Consider the following 17,199-nt stretch of genomic DNA (forward strand, 5'->3'; position numbering starts at 1 on the left):
ATCGTGACGACAGCGGGCTTCGTTACCGCAGCGTTGCCCTATCATGCCCGAACGATCCGGGTCCGATCATTGCTGCCCCACATTCCGCGTTGTCGCCGGCGCCGGCGAATCGAGTAGCTCGGACAACCGAGGACCGATCTGCGCCAGCGCTTCCGGTGCGGTCATCTGATCGTGCGCTACGCCGACCCGATGGTCGTCGACCCAGCCCTCGACATACGGGCGCCAACCCGACGCCGCGCTGTCGTGACCCGCCGCGCTGAAGTAGTCCAGCCTGCCGCGGAAGACCTCGGGCCGATGCTCGGCGATCAACTCGGCCGAACGCACCGCGCTGCGATAGATCCGACGCACCCGCTCCGGGGTGAGTACCGCCATGTCCGGTGGGATGGTGGCATGCAGCGCGGCGAGCGCGTCCTCGCTCAAATCGTGGATGTCGCCCTCGCCGGGCAGGAGCGCGTCCGCGCCGATGCCGAGTTCGGCCAGCGCCTCGCGGATCGCCGCGCGGAAGTCCGTGACGTCGATGTCCGGATGGCTGTCCAGCATCGCCAACAGGCCGATCTCCTCACCCGCGGCTTGCAACTCGGTCGCCACCGCATGTGCGAGCACACCGCCGAGCGACCAACCGAGTAGCCGGTAAGGCCCGGCCGGCTGTACGGCACGGATCTCCGCCAGGTAGCGGTGTGCCATCTCGGTCAGCGACTCCGGCAGGTAGCGTTCCTCGGTCAGCGCCGGCGATTGCAGACCGAAGATCGGCGTGCTCGCGGGCAGGTAACGCGCGAGACCCGCGTAGCACCAGGACAATCCGTACATCGGATGGAGGCAGAACAGCGGCTCGGCGGCGGCGGTGTCGTGCGGCACCATGGTCCGGATCGGCAACAGCACGCCGAGCGCGGCATTCGAGTCCAGGTCGTAGTCATGGTCGTCGGCCAGCACCGCCAGGATCCGGGCGGCCAGTGCCGCCGGGGTCGAGTCGGTGAAGAACCACTGCACCCGCACTTCGGCGCCGGTGCGGGTACGCAGTCTGCTGACCGCGCGTGTCGCGACCAGCGAATTGCCGCCCAGTTCGAAGAAATCGTCGTCCATCCCGACCCGGTGTCCGTCGCCGAGATCGAGCACGTCGGCGAAGACGTCACTCACGGTGCGCTCCAGCGGCGTGCTCGGCGCGCGGTACGCCCGACCGGTCGGTCGCGGCGCCGGCAGCGCCGTACGGTCGAGTTTGCCGCTGGCGTTCAGCGGCAACGCGTCCAGCACGATCATCGCCGAGGGCACCATGTAGGGCGCGAGCGCGCCGCGCGCGTGCCGCAGCAGCGCGGTCTCGTCGATGCGCTCCCCAGGCGCCGGGACCAGGTAGGCGACCAACTGGTCCCCGGCGGCGCCACGCACCAGGGCGACCGCGGCATGACGCACCTGGGCGTTGCCGAGCAGCGCGGTCTCGATCTCGCCGAGTTCGACGCGCTGGCCGCGCAGTTTCACCTGGAAATCGCTGCGACCCAGATATTCCAGTGCTCCGTCACGCCAGCGCACGATGTCGCCGGTGCGATAGAGGCGTTCGCCGCCCCCATGCGCGACGAAACGCTCGGCGCTGAGCGCCGGGGCGCCGAGGTAACCGCGGGCCAGTTGCACGCCGGCGAGATACAGCTCGCCCGCGGCACCCGGCGGCACCGGGCACAGCTGCCGGTCGAGCACGTGCACGCGAGTGTTGGCCACCGGGATGCCGATCGGGATCGCCACGCGGTCGGTGTCGCGCACCGGATGGTCGGTGACCACCGTGGCCTCGGCAGGGCCGTACCAATTGATCAACGCGGCGCCCGGCACGGCCGCGGCGAACCTCGCCGCGGTCTCGCCGGACAACGCCTCGCCCGCGGCGAACACTCGCCGCAGCGAGGGATATTCCCCGATCGGATCGGCGGTCGGGTCGAGGAAAACATCCAACATCGAAGGGACGAAATGCACGGTGGTCACCGCGTTCTCGACGATGGTCGCGGCCAGGTAGGCCGGGTCGCGGTGGCCGTCGGGCTCGGCGATCAGGATCGCCGCGCCGGTCTGCAGCGGCCAGAACAGCTCCCACGTAGAGATGTCGAAGGTGATCGGGGTCTTGTGCAGCACCAGGTCGCCGACGCCGTGCGGATAGCTCAGCTGGGCCCAGCGGAACTGGTTGGCCATCTGCCGGTGCGTGATCAGCACACCCTTCGGGCGGCCGGTGGAGCCGGAAGTGTAGATCACGTAGGCGACGTTGTCCGGGTGGATATCGCTGTCCGGCATGGCCACCACCTGCGGCGCCAGATACAGCGTGTCCACCGCGATCACCGGAATCCCCGTGGCGGTGTCGAACCCGTCGGCAGTCGTGGTCAGCGCGCAGATCGGGGCCGCGCTGTTCAGCACGTACTCATTGCGTTCGGCAGGGTGGTCCGGATCGATCGGGACGTAACCACCGCCCGCCCGTAACACCGCGTATATCGCGACGACCAAGTCGAGGCTGCGCCGCATGGCCACCGCGACCAGTGTCTCCGGACCGACGCCCCAGTTCATCAGCTCGATGGCCAATGCCTTCGCGCGCATGTCGAGTTCGGAGTAGGTCATGGTGGCCGCGCCGAAGCGGACCGCGAGCGCGTCCGGGGTGCGCGCCACCTGCGCGTCGAACAGCGAAAGCAGCGTCGCGTCGTCGAGCAGTCCGGGAAGGTCGGTGGCATTGCGCGCGGCCAGCTCGGCGCGCTCGGCAGCCGAGAGCACGTCGACCTCGCCGACCCTTGCCTGCGGGTCGGTGACGAATCGGCCGATCAGTGTCGAAAGCCGGTGCGCGAGCATCTGTGCCGCGGGTTCGTCGAACAGGTCGCGCAGGTATTTCAGCGTGACCCGCAGCTGGTTGTCCAGCACCACCATCACGGTGATCGGGTAATGGGTGCCGTTGACCGCGCCGACACCGGTGACGTTCATGCCGTCGATGGCACCGGCCCGGTCGAGCCCCTCGCGGTCCACCGGGAACGATTCGAACACCACGAGCGTGTCGAACAACCCTTCCACACCGATGGTCTCCTGAATGTCGCTCAGGCCGAGGTAGTGGTGATCGATCAGCGCGGCCTGTTCGGCCTGCAGTCGGCGCAGCAGGCCGTCGAGGGTGGCGGTCGCGCCGAGACGCACCCGCACCGGGATCGCGTTGAGGAACAGCCCGACCATCGTCTCGACACCGTCGAGCTGCGGCGGCCGTCCGGACACGGTCGCGCCGAAGACCACGTCGTCGCGATCGACACTGCGGCCGATCAACAGACCCCAGGCCGCTTGCACCACGGTATTCACCGTCACGCCGAGACCGGACGCGAGCGAGTTCAACGCGGTGGTGTCGGCCGGGGACAGCTCGAAACCGACCTCGCCGATGCCCGCGGTGACTTCGCGGCCGCGATCGACCGCCAGCAGCGGCGTCGGTTCGGTGATTCCGGCCAGCGCGGTGCGCCATGCCGCACGGGCCGCCTCCGCGTCCTGCGCCACCAGCCAGGCCAGATAGTCACGGTAGGGCGGCACCTTCGGCAGGTGCCGCGAGGCGCCGCCGAGTGCGTAGAGCGTCAGCAGATCCTTCATCAGCAGCGGCATGGACCAGCCGTCGATCAGGATGTGGTGGCTGGTCACCAGCAGGTGATAGGCGTCGGACGAGGCGCGGACCAGCGTGCACCGCAGCAGTGGCGCGGTCCGCATGTCGAAGTGGTCGGCCAGTTCGGCGGCGGAGATCCCGGCCAGTTCGGCGGCCGCGGCGTCCGGCTCCAGCCGGCGCAGATCGATCAACCGCCATGGCACGTCGACCGAATCCTGCACGACCTGAACGGGATTGCCTTCGGCATCGGCGGCGAACGCGACCCGGAGGTTGTCGTGCCGGTCCACCAGGGCCTGCGCGGCCGCGTGCAACCGGTCGGCGTCCACGGCGCCGCCGAGGTCGAGCACGAACTGCGTGGTGTAGACGTCCACCGAGGACTCCGCGAGCAGTGCGTGGAACAGCATGCCCGATTGCAACGGCGTGACCGGCCACGCGTCCGACAGCGTGGGGTAGGCGAGAGCGAACCGGTCGATGTCGGGCTGCTTCAGCCGCACCAGCGGGAAGTCCGACGGGGTGAATCCGCCCGCGTCCGGTCGCAGGCCATGCTCGGCGAGCCCGCCGAGCGCGCGGATCCAGTGCTCGGCGAACGTCTTCGCGTCGTCGCCGGTGAACGTGGCGGCGGCGTAGTCGAACCGGGCGAGCAGGCCGTCATCGGTGGCGTCGACGGTGAGCACGAGCAGCAGGTCGTCGGCCGGGATGTCGGTGTGGACCCGGGCCGGCCGCACATCCCGATAGCGCAAGGCGAACCGCCCCTGGCCGAGCCCGCGCAGTTCCGCCGCGGTGTCCGCGTTGAGATAGCGCAACAGGCCGTAGCCGACGCCGTGCGACGGCACCGACCGGCGCAGTTCTTTGATCTGTGCGATCGCCGCGCCCGCCGCGGGCCCGCCGACCAACGCGTCGTCGACATCGATCCTGGTGAGCCGCAACGGCAGCGGGTACTCGGTGACGAAACCGCCCACCACACTCTCGGAGTCGGCGCGCGCCACCATCCGGCCGTCGGCGGCCAGCCGAATCACCGAACCGACAGCGCGCGTGACGGTCTCGCGCGCCGAAGTCCGCAAGGCCAGCGCGACCGCGGTGAGCAGGACGTCTTCCATACCAGCGTGGTACGCCTCGGCCGCCGCGGCGACGGCGGCCGCGCCTTCGCCCGTGATCGTGAGCGACACCCGGCTGCGGGCACCCAGATCCCGTACTTCGGCCATCGCCGGCGCCGACACGGTGCCGAGTGTCCGGCGCCACCAGTCCATTTCATCGACGGTCGCCGGATCGTGCGCCCGAGCCGACAGCGCACGGATGAGCGTGCCGAGACCGGACGCGGGCTGCGTGGGCGCAGCGTGGCGGGCCCGATTCCCTCGAACCGTCAACTGGTCGACCATGGCGTGCCAGGAGATATCGTCGACCACGAGACTGCTCGCCACCACGATCAGGGTCGAGCGGGCCCCTGGGTCGCCGGTGAGCACGAAGTGGATATTGCGCCCCTGCTCCGGATCCAGCGCCGCCGCGGCCGCCTGCACCACGTCATCGATCGGCAGCGAGGTCTCGCCGCGCTGCGGATCGAGTCGGCGCAACGCCTCGCCGGTGCGCTCGGCGACAGCGGGGATGCGCAGCATCGGCTTTCCGTCGACGGCGTACTCCAACCGCGCCCACAGCATCGGGTGCTGCTCGAGCACGGCGGCCACCGCGGCCCGCACCATCTCGACCGAGCAGGTCTCGGGGACGTCCATGGCGATAGCCCGCACCTCGATACCCGTGTCGAGCAGCCGTGCCGCGTGCGGCGTCAACGGCAGCTCATCCGATTCTTCGCCGGGCTCGTCCTCGACCCCCGCGACCCGGGCCAGCGCGGCAACGGTAGGCGACTCGAAGACCTCGCGCGGGGCGAAGGTCACGCCGCGGGCGCGCGAGCGCGACACCACCTGAAGTGAGACGATGCTATCGCCGCCGAGCGCGAAGAAGTTGTCGTCGAGGCCGACCCGGTCGATGCCGAGCACCTCGCCGATCACCGCGGCGATCACCAGTTCGGCCCGCGTCCGCGGGGGACGGTAGGCGCGGGTCGCCACATCCGGTTCCGGCAGCGCCCTGCGGTCCAGCTTCCCGACCGGCGTGAGCGGAATCTCGTCGAGCACGACGATCGCCGTCGGAACCATGTGGTCCGGCAGTATCTGCCCGATCCGCTCGGTCAGTACGGCCGACTCCAGCGTCGCCCCCGTGGCCGGCAGCACGTAGGAGACCAGAATCGTTGCGCCGGAGCCGGATTCGCGACCGATGGTGACCGCGAACTCGACATCCGGCTGGGCCGCGAGCACGGCATCGATCTCACCGAGTTCGATGCGGAAGCCGCGCACCTTCACCTGGAAGTCGTTGCGGCCCAGGTATTCCAGCACCGGGACGGCTACGCCTCTGCTCCAGCGCACCACGTCCCCGGTGCGGTAGAGACGCTCGCCGGGCGCGCCGTACGGGTCGGCGACGAACCGCGCCGCCGTGAGTCCCGGCCGCGCGTGGTAGCCGCGCGCCAGTTGGATACCGCCCAGATACAGTTCACCGGCGACGCCCTCGGGCACCGGGCGCAGCCTGCTGTCGAGCACCAGCGACCGCAAGCCGCGGATCGGACCGCCGATGGTGACCGGTGCACCGGACCGTAGCGGATCGCTGATATTCGTCATGATCGTCGTCTCGGTGGGCCCGTACCCATTGTGGAAGGCACGTCCGGGTGCGCCCGCCCACTTGGCGACCAAGTCGACGGGCACGGCTTCGCCACCCGCCACGATCACCCGCATACTCGACAGCGCGTCCGGCTCCAGCGAAGCGAGCACCGACGGGGTGAGGAAAGCGTGTGTGACGCGCTCGGCGCGGATCAGGTCGGCCAGCGCTTCGCCACCGACGGTCAGCGGCGGCGCGACCACGAGCCCGCCCGCCGCGCCGAGTGCGAGCAGCAGTTCCAGCATCGACGCATCGAAGGACGGCGACGCGAACGCGAGGGCGCGCGTCGACCGGTCGAGTGCGTAACGCTCGACCTGCTCGGCACTGAAGTTGGCCAGGCCGGCCTGGGTGACCACGACGCCCTTGGGCAGACCGGTCGACCCCGAGGTGTAGATCACGTACGCGGCGTTGTCGCTGCGCAGCGGGCCGCGCAGCTCGCCGGGAGACAACGGGCGATCCGACCGCGCCGCGACGTCGACGGTGACATCGTGATCGTCCAACGCGACCCAGCCGGTACCGGGCAGATCAGGCAGGCCGACCAGCTCGGCGGTGAGCGTCACGCCCAGCGTCACCCCGGAATCGACGACCATGTGCGCGATGCGGTCGGCCGGATAGGTCGGATCGATCGGAACGAACGCCGCCCCGGTCTTGGCCACCGCCCACAGTGCGAGCACGGATTCGACCGAACGCCGGATCGCGATGGCCACCCCCACGTCCGGACCCGCGCCGCGGTCGATCAGCGCGCGCGCCAGCTGAGCCGAGGCCGCGTCGAGCTCGGTGTAGCCGAACGTGCGACCGTCCGCGACCACGGCCACCCCGGTCGGATTCGCGGCGACGGCGTCGGCCATCAGCTCCGGCAGCGTGCGCGCCGGCACCGCGTCGCCGCCCCGCCGCGCGATCAGATCCTCGTACTCCGAGTCGTCCAGGATCATCAGATCGCCGACGGCAGTGGCCGGCTGCTGCGCGATGGCGGCGAGCAGACGGCGGAACCCGCGGCCCAGCTCGACCACGGTCTGCTCGTCGAACAAGTCACGGGCATAGGTGAATTCGGCTGCCAGGCCCGCCTCGTCGCCGGTCTCGGTGCGCTGCTCACGAACGGTCAGCAGCAGGTCGAACTTGGCGGTGTCGACGGCCGGATCGATCGCGGCGACGCTGAGGCCGGGCAGTTCGACGCTGGTGGCGGCAAGATTCTCGAACGACAACGCCACCTGGAACAGCGGGTGGCGACCCGCCGAGCGCTCCGGGTCGAGCGCCTCGACCAGCCGCTCGAACGGAATATCCGCGTTGGCGAACGCGCGCAGATCGGATTCTCGGTTGGCGGCGAGCAACTCGGTGAAACCCGCGCCGGGCGCGACCCGGGTGCGCAGCACCAAGGTGTTCACGAACATGCCGATCAGATCATCGAGTTCGGCGTCACCCCGTCCCGCGATCGGGGTGCCCACCGCGATGTCCTCGGCGCCGGACACCCGAGCGAGAAATACCGCGAGCGCGGTGTGCACAACCATGAACAATGTCGCGTTGTGCTGCCGAGCGAGCCCGGCCAGGGCGGCGTGCACGTCGGCGTCGACGACGAACCCCGTCGTGCCACCCGCGAAGGACTGGGCGGACGGACGCGGGCGGTCCGTCGGCAGGTCGAGCGCGTCGGGCAGGTCGGCGAGTGCGGTGGTCCAATAGGCCAGCTGCGCACCGGCCGGCGATTCCGGATCGTCGGCGTCGCCGAGTGCTTCGCGCTGCCACAGCGCGTAGTCGGCGTACTGGACGGCTAGTGGCGCCCAGGACGGCGCTTCGCCGCTACTGCGCGCCGCGTAGGCCAGCATCAGGTCCTTGGTCAATGGACCCATCGACCAGCCGTCGGCACTGATGTGGTGTGCCACGAAGACCAGGACATGCTCGGTGCCCGCGAGCTGGAACAGTCTGGTGCGCAACGGCACCTCGCTGGTCACGTCGAATCCCGCGCCGACGACGCGGCGCACCTCGTGGGCGAGGTGCTCGTCATCGATCAACGTGGGCGTGAGATCCACCGGCGCCGCGTCCGGCGGCAGTACCTGCTGTACCGGACCGTCCGGCGTGTGCGGGTAGACGGTCCGCAGGATCTCGTGGCGTGCGACGAGGTCGGCCACGGCCTGCCGCAAAGCGCCGACATCCAGGTCACCCATGAGGCGGATCACGGCCGGAATGTGGTAGACCGAGACCGACGTGTCGAACTGGTTGAGGAACCACATGCGCTGTTGTGCGAACGACAGCGGGATACGGTCCGGGCGCGTGCGGGCAGCCAGCGCGGCGCGCTTGCGCTCACCCGCGCTCTGTTCGAGCTTGACCGCGAGCCCCGCGACCGTCGACGCCTCGAACAACACCCGCACCGGAACACGCCCGTCCAAGGCCGCACCGATCCGCGCCACGACCTGCGTCGCCAGCAACGAATTACCGCCGAGCGCGAAGAAATCGTCCTCCGCGCCGACCCGATCGACACCCAATACCTCGGCGAACACCGACGCCACGATCTCCTCGATGGGCGTCGACGCGGCCCGGAACGCCTGAACCTCGAACTCCGGCTCCGGCAACGCCTTCCGGTCGAGTTTGCCGTGCACACTCAACGGCAACCGATCCAGCACCACGAACGCCGACGGCACCATGTACGACGGCAGACCAGCAGCCAGTTCCGACTTCACTCCCGCCACATCGACACCAGCGGCAACATCGGCGGCAACCAAGTACCCCACCAACCGGTCACCGGTCTTCGGATCCGACTTCGCGATCACGGCCGCTTGTGCGATCTGCGGCAACGCGAGCAACGCGGCCTCGATCTCACCCAACTCGATACGGAAACCGCGCACCTTCACCTGGAAATCCGTACGACCCCGATACTCCAGCTCCCCGAGGCGATTCCAAGCAACCACGTCACCCGTGCGATACATCCGCACACCAGGCTGGAACGGATTGGCCACAAACCGATCCGCCGTCGATTCCCCCTGACCGAAATAACCACGCGCCAACTGCGCGCCCGCCAGATACAGTTCACCCGAAACACCCACCGGCACCGGCCGCAACCGTCCATCGAGGACATACACCTGGCTGTTCCATACCGGCACACCGATCGACACCGAGGACTGATCCGCCTCGGTCACCCGATGACAGGTGACCGACACCGCCGCCTCCGTCGGACCATAGAGGTTGAACAATTCGGTCCGCGGATACGTCGCCCGCAAGCGCTGGGCCAGCGCGGCGGGCAGTGCCTCGCCGATGGCGAGTACCCGCCGCGGCGCCCAGTCGGTGGTGTCGCCGGCGGAGCCTCGGTGCGCCAGTAGCGCGTCCAGCTTGGACGGCACCGCATGCAGCGTCGTGACCGACTCCCGGGCCATCAGTTCGGTCAGGTACGCCGGATCCCGATGTCCATCCGGCGCCGCGATCACCAACCTGCCGCCACACACGGCGGCCGTCCAGAACTGCCACACCGACAAATCGAACGTCGCCGCGGTGTCGAGCAGCACCGCGTCATCCGCCATCAGCTCGAAGGTCGCAGCCTTCCACAGCAATTGGTTCACGATGGCGGCGTGCGGCACGGCCACGCCTTTCGGGCGTCCGGTCGAGCCCGACGTGAAGATCACGTACGCGGTATTGCCCGACCGCAGCGGTGCGATCCGCTCGGCATCGGAGATCAGCCCGCTCGCCATGCCGGTCAGGTCGATCTCGTCGAGCCGCGCCACCGCAGCGACATCGGTGTCGAACCCGGTGTCCGTGTCGGTCAGCACACACACCGGCGCGGACACGGCCAGGATGTAGGCGGTGCGTTCGGCGGGCTGGTCCGGATCCACCGGTACGTATGCGCCACCGGCCTCTGCCACCGCGTACATCGCTACGACCAGGTTCACCGAGCGGCGCAATGCCAGCCCGACCCGCGACTCCGGACCGACACCGAGGGAAATCAGATAGCGGGCGAGACGATTCACCCGGATCGCCAGCTCGAAGTAACTCAGCTCGCTGCGCCCGCCCTGGGGCAGGTCCGCGACCAGTGCGGCCGATCCCGGCGCAGTCATCACCGACCGCCGCAGCAACGATCCCAGTTTCGCCGCCGTGGCTACCGAATGGGCGGTGTCGTTCCACACCGTGAGAACCTCGGCGCGCTCGGCGTCGGCCAGCACGTCGATATCCCCGACGGGGATGGCGGCGTCGGCGACCACGGAGGACAAGATCCGCGCCAGCCGCTCGGCGAAGTCCTGCACTGTCGCCGCGTCGAACAGGTCGGTGGCATAAGTGAAGAAGCCACCGATACCGGCGGGAGCACCGGACTCGTCATAGCTGTCGCCGATGATCAAATGCAGATCGAATTGCGAAACATCGAGATCGACCTCGACCTCCGACACCGCGAGCCCGGGAAGTTGCAGCGCGGTGCGCGCGATGTTCTGGAATGACAACCCCACCTGGAACAAGGGATGATGCGCCGTCGAACGCGGCGGGTTGAGTACTTCCACCAACCGCTCGAACGGAATATCCGCGTGCGCGAAGGCCTGTAGATCGGTTTCGCGCTGCCGGGCAAGGACATCGGAGAACGATTCGCCGCCGGCGAACCGGGCGCGGAAGACCACGGTGTTGACGAACATACCGATGAGATCGTCCAGCTCAGGCTCGCCACGTCCCGAGACGGGCGTACCGATCGCGATATCGTCCGAACCCGACAGCCGAGCCAGCAATACCGCGAACGCGGTGTGCACGACCATGAACAACGTCGCACCGTGCGCACGGGCGAGGTCGACGAGACCGGCATGCGTCGTAGCGTCGACGTGCACGCTCACTCGAGCGCCCGCCATCGACGCCACGGCCGGACGTGGCCGATCCGTCGGCAACGTCAGCACATCGGGGAGATCGGCCAACTGCCTGCGCCAGAACCCGATCTGCTGTGCCGCGACAGATTCGGGATCGGTCTCGGCGCCGAGTCGCACGCGCTGCCACTGCGCGTAGTCCGCGTACTGCACGCGCAACGGCGCCCATGCCGGGGCAGCACCCGCCGTCCGCGCGGCGTACGCGACCATCACGTCTCGCACCAGCGGACCCATCGACGACGCATCCGCTGCGATGTGATGCACCACGACTGCCAGCACGTACTCGTGCGGCGATCCCGCGGCGGCATCGGCGATCTGCAGCAGACGCACCCGCACGGGCACCTCGGCCGTGACGTCGAACGGTGTCGAGGCGAGCGTCCGCACCTCGTCCGCGATCTCGGCCGCACCCACCGGGTGTACGGCCACATCCAAGGCTGCCTGCCCGGCAGGCAGCACGACCTGCACCGGACCGTTTGCGCCCGACTCCCCCGAACCCGCCCAGAGTTCCGGATACACGGTGCGCAGCACCTCGTGCCGAGCCACGACGTCCTGCAGGGCCGCGGCGAGCGCGGACACCTCGAGCGCACCGGTCAACCGCAACGCGAAGGGCAGGTTGTACGCCACCGAGCCGGTCACCGCGGCGGCCGCGTCGGCATGATCGAAGCGGTTCAGGAACCACATCCGCCGCTGCGCCAACGACAACGGCACCCGCTCCGGACGAGCGACACTGCCCAGTTCCACTCCACGCGTACCCTGCGCCCGCGATTCGATCGCGGCGGCGAGTGCGCACACGGTCGGCGTCTCGAACAGCGCGCGAACCGGGACCGTGGCGCCGACGGCCGCGCCGAGCCGAGCCGCCACCTGGGTGGCGATCAACGAGTTACCGCCGAGTGCGAAGAAGTCGTCGTCCGCGCCGACCGGGATCGATCCGAGTACCCCGCCGAACACGTCGGCCACGATCTCCTCGACCGGGGTCGCAGGCGCGCGGAATTCCCGTGTGGCGAACGTCGGCTCGGGCAGCGCCGTGCGATCGAGCTTGCCGCTGGAGTTCAGCGGGAAGGCGTCCAGCAGCACGATCGCGGCCGGAACCATGTAGGCGGGCAACTTGTCGCGCAGCGCCGCGAGCACCTCGACCTGCTCGATCCGCTGTCCCGGCGTGGGGACGACGTAGGCAACCAGCTGGTCGCCCGGCGTCGAGCGCGCCACCATCGCCACGGCCTGACCCACCGCCGGCTGCGCCGCCAGCGCGGCCTCGATCTCCCCCAACTCGATCCGCTGACCACGGAACTTGACCTGAAAATCGGTCCGACCCAGGTAATCGAGCACCGCCTCGTCGGCATACCTGCGCCACACCACCACGTCACCGGTGCGGTACATCCGCTCACCCGAGCCGAACGGATTCGCCACGAACCGATCCGCGGTCAGATCCGGTCGTCGCACATATCCCCGCGCCAGCTGATCACCGGCGAGATAGAGCTCGCCCGGAACACCCACCGGCACGGGAAGCAGACGTGCGTCCAACACATACACCTGGGTGTTCCACTGCGGCAGGCCGATCGGCACAGACCGTTGCGTGACAGCGGCCGACGCGGGCCAGTACGTGACCGACACCGCGGCCTCGGTCGGACCGTAGAGGTTGTGCACGTTCGCGTTCGACACCGCGCGCAGCGCGGCGACGGTTTCCGGCGTGAGCGCCTCACCGATCACGAAGATGTCCTGCAGGCTCGGACACGCGCCGGGCGCGGTGTGCGCGGCGAACACCGTCAGCATCGACGGCACGAAGTCCGTCACCGTCACCTGCTGCGCGGCGATGGTTTCCGCGAGATAGGCCGGATCCCGATGTCCGTCGTTGGTCGCGACGACCAGCCGCGCACCGGTACGAAGCGGCATGAAATAGCCCCACAGCGATACGTCGAACGTCGTCGCGGTCTTCTGCAGGTACACATCGCCGGGACCGAGCGGATACGCCGCGAGCATCCAGGTGATCTGGTTGTGAATCGCCGCATGCGACATCGCCACGCCCTTGGGCCGTCCGGTCGACCCCGACGTGAACAGGACATACGCCGGATGCTGTGGCAGGACCGGACGCAACAGTTCCTCGGCCCGCACCGGAGTGTCGTCGACCGTGTCGAGATCGATCGCGTCCAGCAGCAACACCGCGGTGTCCTGGGGCACCTCGACCGCGTCGGCCGCCGTGGTGAGCACACACGCGGGCTGCGCCGTCCGCAGGATGTGCGCGATGCGCTCGGCGGGATGGTCCGGGTCCAAGGGCACATACGCCCCACCCGCCGCCATGATCGCGTACATGCCGACCACCAGGTCCAGCGAACGCCGAACCGCGAGCCCTACCAATGATTCGGCGCCGACGCCCTGCGAAATCAACAGCCGTGCGAGTTGATTCACCCGCGCGTCGAACTCGCGGTAGGTCAGCTCGACCCCCTCGAACACCACCGCGACCGTGTCCGGGAACACCTCCACCGCACGCCGATATCCGTCGAGCAACAACTCGGCGGCGACCGCTTGCCGGGTGTTGTTCCACCCGAACAGAAGATGCTCCCGCTCGACCGGATCCAACAGATCGATCCCGCCGATGGCCCGATCCGGCTGCTCGACGACGCCCACGAGCAACCGCCGCAGCCGCCAGGCGAACTCGGCGATCGTGGCCTCGTCGAACAGGTCGGTGGCGTAGGTGAACATCGCCGAGAAGCCGGCGGCGCCCGCATCACCCTTGGGGAGCACGGTCAACTGCAAATCGAACTCGGCGAGTGCCCCGTCCACCGCCACCGTCTGTGCCGACAGCCCAGGCAGCCGCACCTGCGGCGTGGCCAGGTTCTGGAAGAACAGCGCCACTTGGAACAGCGGATGATGCGCTTGGGTACGCACCGGGTCCAGTACTTCGACCAATCGCTCGAACGGCAGTTCGGCATGTGAAAACGCCGCCAGATCGGTTTCTTTCGTCGCGGCGAGCAGCGCGCGGAACGACACGCCTCGGTCGATCCGGGTGCGCAGCACCAGCGTGTTGACGAACATGCCGATCAGCCCGTCGAGTTCCCGCTCGCCGCGACCCGCGACGGGGGTGCCGACGGTGATGTCGTCGGTCCCGGTGAGCCGGGCGAGCAGGACCGCGAACGCGCTGTGCATCGCCATGAACTCCGACGCGCCGGTGTGCTGCGCGAGCTCGGCGAGTCCGCGGCGCACCGAGGCATCCACCTCGAAGGTGTAGTGCGCGCCGCGGCCGGAGGCGACGGCGGGACGCGGCCGGTCCGCGGGGAGGTCGATCCGATCCGGGATGCCCGCCAAGGCACGGCGCCAATACGCGATCTGGGCCGCCGCCACCGAGTTCGGGTCGTTCTCGTCGCCGAGCACCGCGCGCTGCCACAGCGTGTAGTCCGCGTACTGCACCGGCAGCGGAGCCCAGGACGGCCGCGCCCCGTTGCGCCGGGACAGAAACGCGGTGAGCAGGTCCCGAAGGAACGGCGCGACGGAGGCGCCATCAGCGGCGATATGGTGCACCACCAGCACGATCGCGTGTTCGTCGGGGCCGAGCTCGGCCAGGACGATGCGCACCGGCACCTCGGCCGCGACATCGAACCCGGTCAGCGCGAATTCGTGCAACCAGTCCAGGAATTCGGGCTCGGCGATCGGCTTCGGCGTCAGATCCGGGACCGCCCGGGCAGCCGGCACAACCACCTGATACCCCGTGCCGTCCACCGCCGGATAGACCGTGCGCAGCGTCTCATGGCGCTCGACCACATCCGCGACCGCCGCCTGCAGCGCCCCCACGTCCAAGGCGCCCGACAACCGAATGGCAAAAGGAATATTGCCGGCGGCGGAACCGGGATCGAACTGATTCAGAAACCACATCCGCTGCTGCGCCAACGACAGCGGCACCTGCTCCGGTCGCTCCACCGCCACCAACGCGCGGCGGTCCCCCGCCCCCTGCAGCGGCTCCAGCCGCTCGGCGAGCCGGGCGACGGTGGGGTCCTCGAAGATCAAGCGGGCGGGCACTCGCGCCGAGATGGCGGCGCCGAGCCGCGCAGCGACCTGGGTGGCGATCAGCGAGTTGCCGCCGAGTTCGAAGAAGTCATCGTCCGCGCCGACCGGCGCGCCCGGCCCCAGCACCGCGGCGAACACCTCGCCGACCAGCTCTTCCCACGGTCCGACCGGTGCGCGAAACGCCTTGGTCTGCAAGCGCGGTGTGGGCAACGCCGCGCGGTCCAACTTGCCCACCGCGGTAAGCGGAATGGTGTCGAGCACCATGACAACGGTCGGCACCATATGCGCGGGCAGGCCGTGCTCGGCGACTGCGGCCAGCTCGGCCGCGTCCGCGACCATTCCGGGCGCGGCGTGCACGTAGGTCACCAGGATTGTCGCGCCGTTGTCCAAGCGGTGTCCCACGGTGACCGCGAAGTCGACACTCTGGTGCGCGGCGAGCACCGCGTCGATCTCACCCAGCTCGATCCGGAAGCCACGGATCTTCACTTGGAAGTCGTTGCGGCCCAGATACTCCAACTCGCCGCCGGCGGTCCAGCGCACCAAGTCGCCGGTGCGGTAGAGGCGCGAACCGTTCGCGTCGAACGGGTTGGCCACGAAGCGGGCGGCGGTCAGCCCGCGCCGTTCGTGGTAGCCACGGGCCAGCTGAGCCCCGGTGAGGTACAGCTCGCCGACCACGCCGATAGGCACGGGCGCCAGTCGTTCGTCCAGCACGTATTCGGTGACGGCGCGGATCGGCGCGCCGATGGTCACCGGTGTGCCGGGCAGCAGCGGCGCGCTGATGTTCGTCATAATCGTGGTCTCGGTCGGCCCGTAACCATTGAAGAACTCGCGGGCCCGCCCGTCCGCGACCGGTACCGCCCAGCGCCGCACCAACTCCGACGGACACGCCTCGCCACCGACGACCACCACGAGCAGCTCGTCGAGGCCCGCCGGATCCACCGATGCCAGCGCGGCGGGCGTGACGAACGCGTGCGTCACACCCTCCCGCCGCACCAGGGAAGCGAACTCCTCGCCGCCGAACACCGTCGGGGAGGCGATCACCATCGTGGCCGCGCCGCCGAGCGCGAGCAGCAGTTCCAGCACCGACGCGTCGAACGACGGCGACGCGAAGTGCAGTGTGCGGGACGCGGTGGTCACCCGGTATCGGCTGTGCTGCTCGGCGCAGAAGTTCGCCAACCCCGCCTGGGTCACCACTACGCCTTTCGGCGTGCCCGTGGAGCCCGAGGTGTAGATCACGTACGCGGGATGTTCGGCTCGTATCGGGCGCACTCGGTCGGTGTAGGTGACCGGGTCGGCCGGGAATTCCTCCAACAGCCGCGCACACTCGACCGTATCGATCGAGAGCCATTCGACCCGATCCGGCAGATCCGCACGGACCTCGTCGACGACGAGGCCGAAGACCGCGCCGGAGTCGGCGATCATGTGCTCGACCCGATCGGCCGGATAGTTCGGGTCGACCGGGACGAACCCGGCGCCGGTCTTGGCCACCGCCCACACCGCGACCACGGAGTCGATCGAACGCGGAATCGCGACCGCGACCAAGTCCTCGGGTCCGATTCCGCGTCCGATCAGCAGCCTGGCCAAGCGCGAGGACCACTCGTCCAACTCGGCGTAGCTCACCCTGGCCGATGTGGTGGTCGCGTCGGCGAATACCAGAGCGGTGCCACTCGGGTTGATCTCGACGGCGGTGGACATCAGCTGCGGAAGCGTGGTGACACGCGGGCGCCGGGTCCGGGTCGGGCGCACGCGGGCCGACCGGGTCATGGGCGCACCGCTTCCGCAGTCTCGTCACATCGCTGCCCGACCGCCCGAACCATCGAGATGCCTCGCCCTGTCTGTTGTCGTCACCTGCACATCACACTGCGCCCCGCCCATGATCATCGAACGCGCACCAGCCGATCGTTACCGAATCGGCCGCGCACGCCGAGGACGACCGACCCGCGGGATTCGGGCGAGTACGGCTGTGTGTGACGAGTGCCGGGGACGATTATGACCTGTCGACGCCTGATTCGGGTCGCGACGTCAGCAGTCGTCGAACCGGGCGCATCGGTGGACCACCGACCGATCGCGACGAGTACCTCACGCGTCGCGCTGCGCGCGCGGTATCTC

The 17,199-nt window shown here is 69.2% G+C and carries 1 protein-coding gene; it reads right to left on the minus strand.

Translation table 11 applies throughout. The features are described from left to right. Positions 1–66: 66 nt before the first annotated feature. Positions 67–16,854, minus strand: a complete 16,788-nt coding sequence (locus AB0B25_RS09920) for an amino acid adenylation domain-containing protein (RefSeq protein ID WP_357176850.1) — start codon at positions 16,852–16,854, stop codon at positions 67–69. Positions 16,855–17,199: the final 345 nt, after the last annotated feature.

The organism is Nocardia sp. NPDC049190, assembly GCF_040648115.1.
Taxonomy (GTDB): Bacteria; Actinomycetota; Actinomycetes; order Mycobacteriales; family Mycobacteriaceae; genus Nocardia.

Excerpts from the sequence above, each read along its gene's own strand:
- AB0B25_RS09920 (WP_357176850.1), bottom strand. The coding sequence starts at position 16,854 with ATGACCCGGTCGGCCCGCGTGCGCCCGACCCGGACCCGGCGCCCGCGT.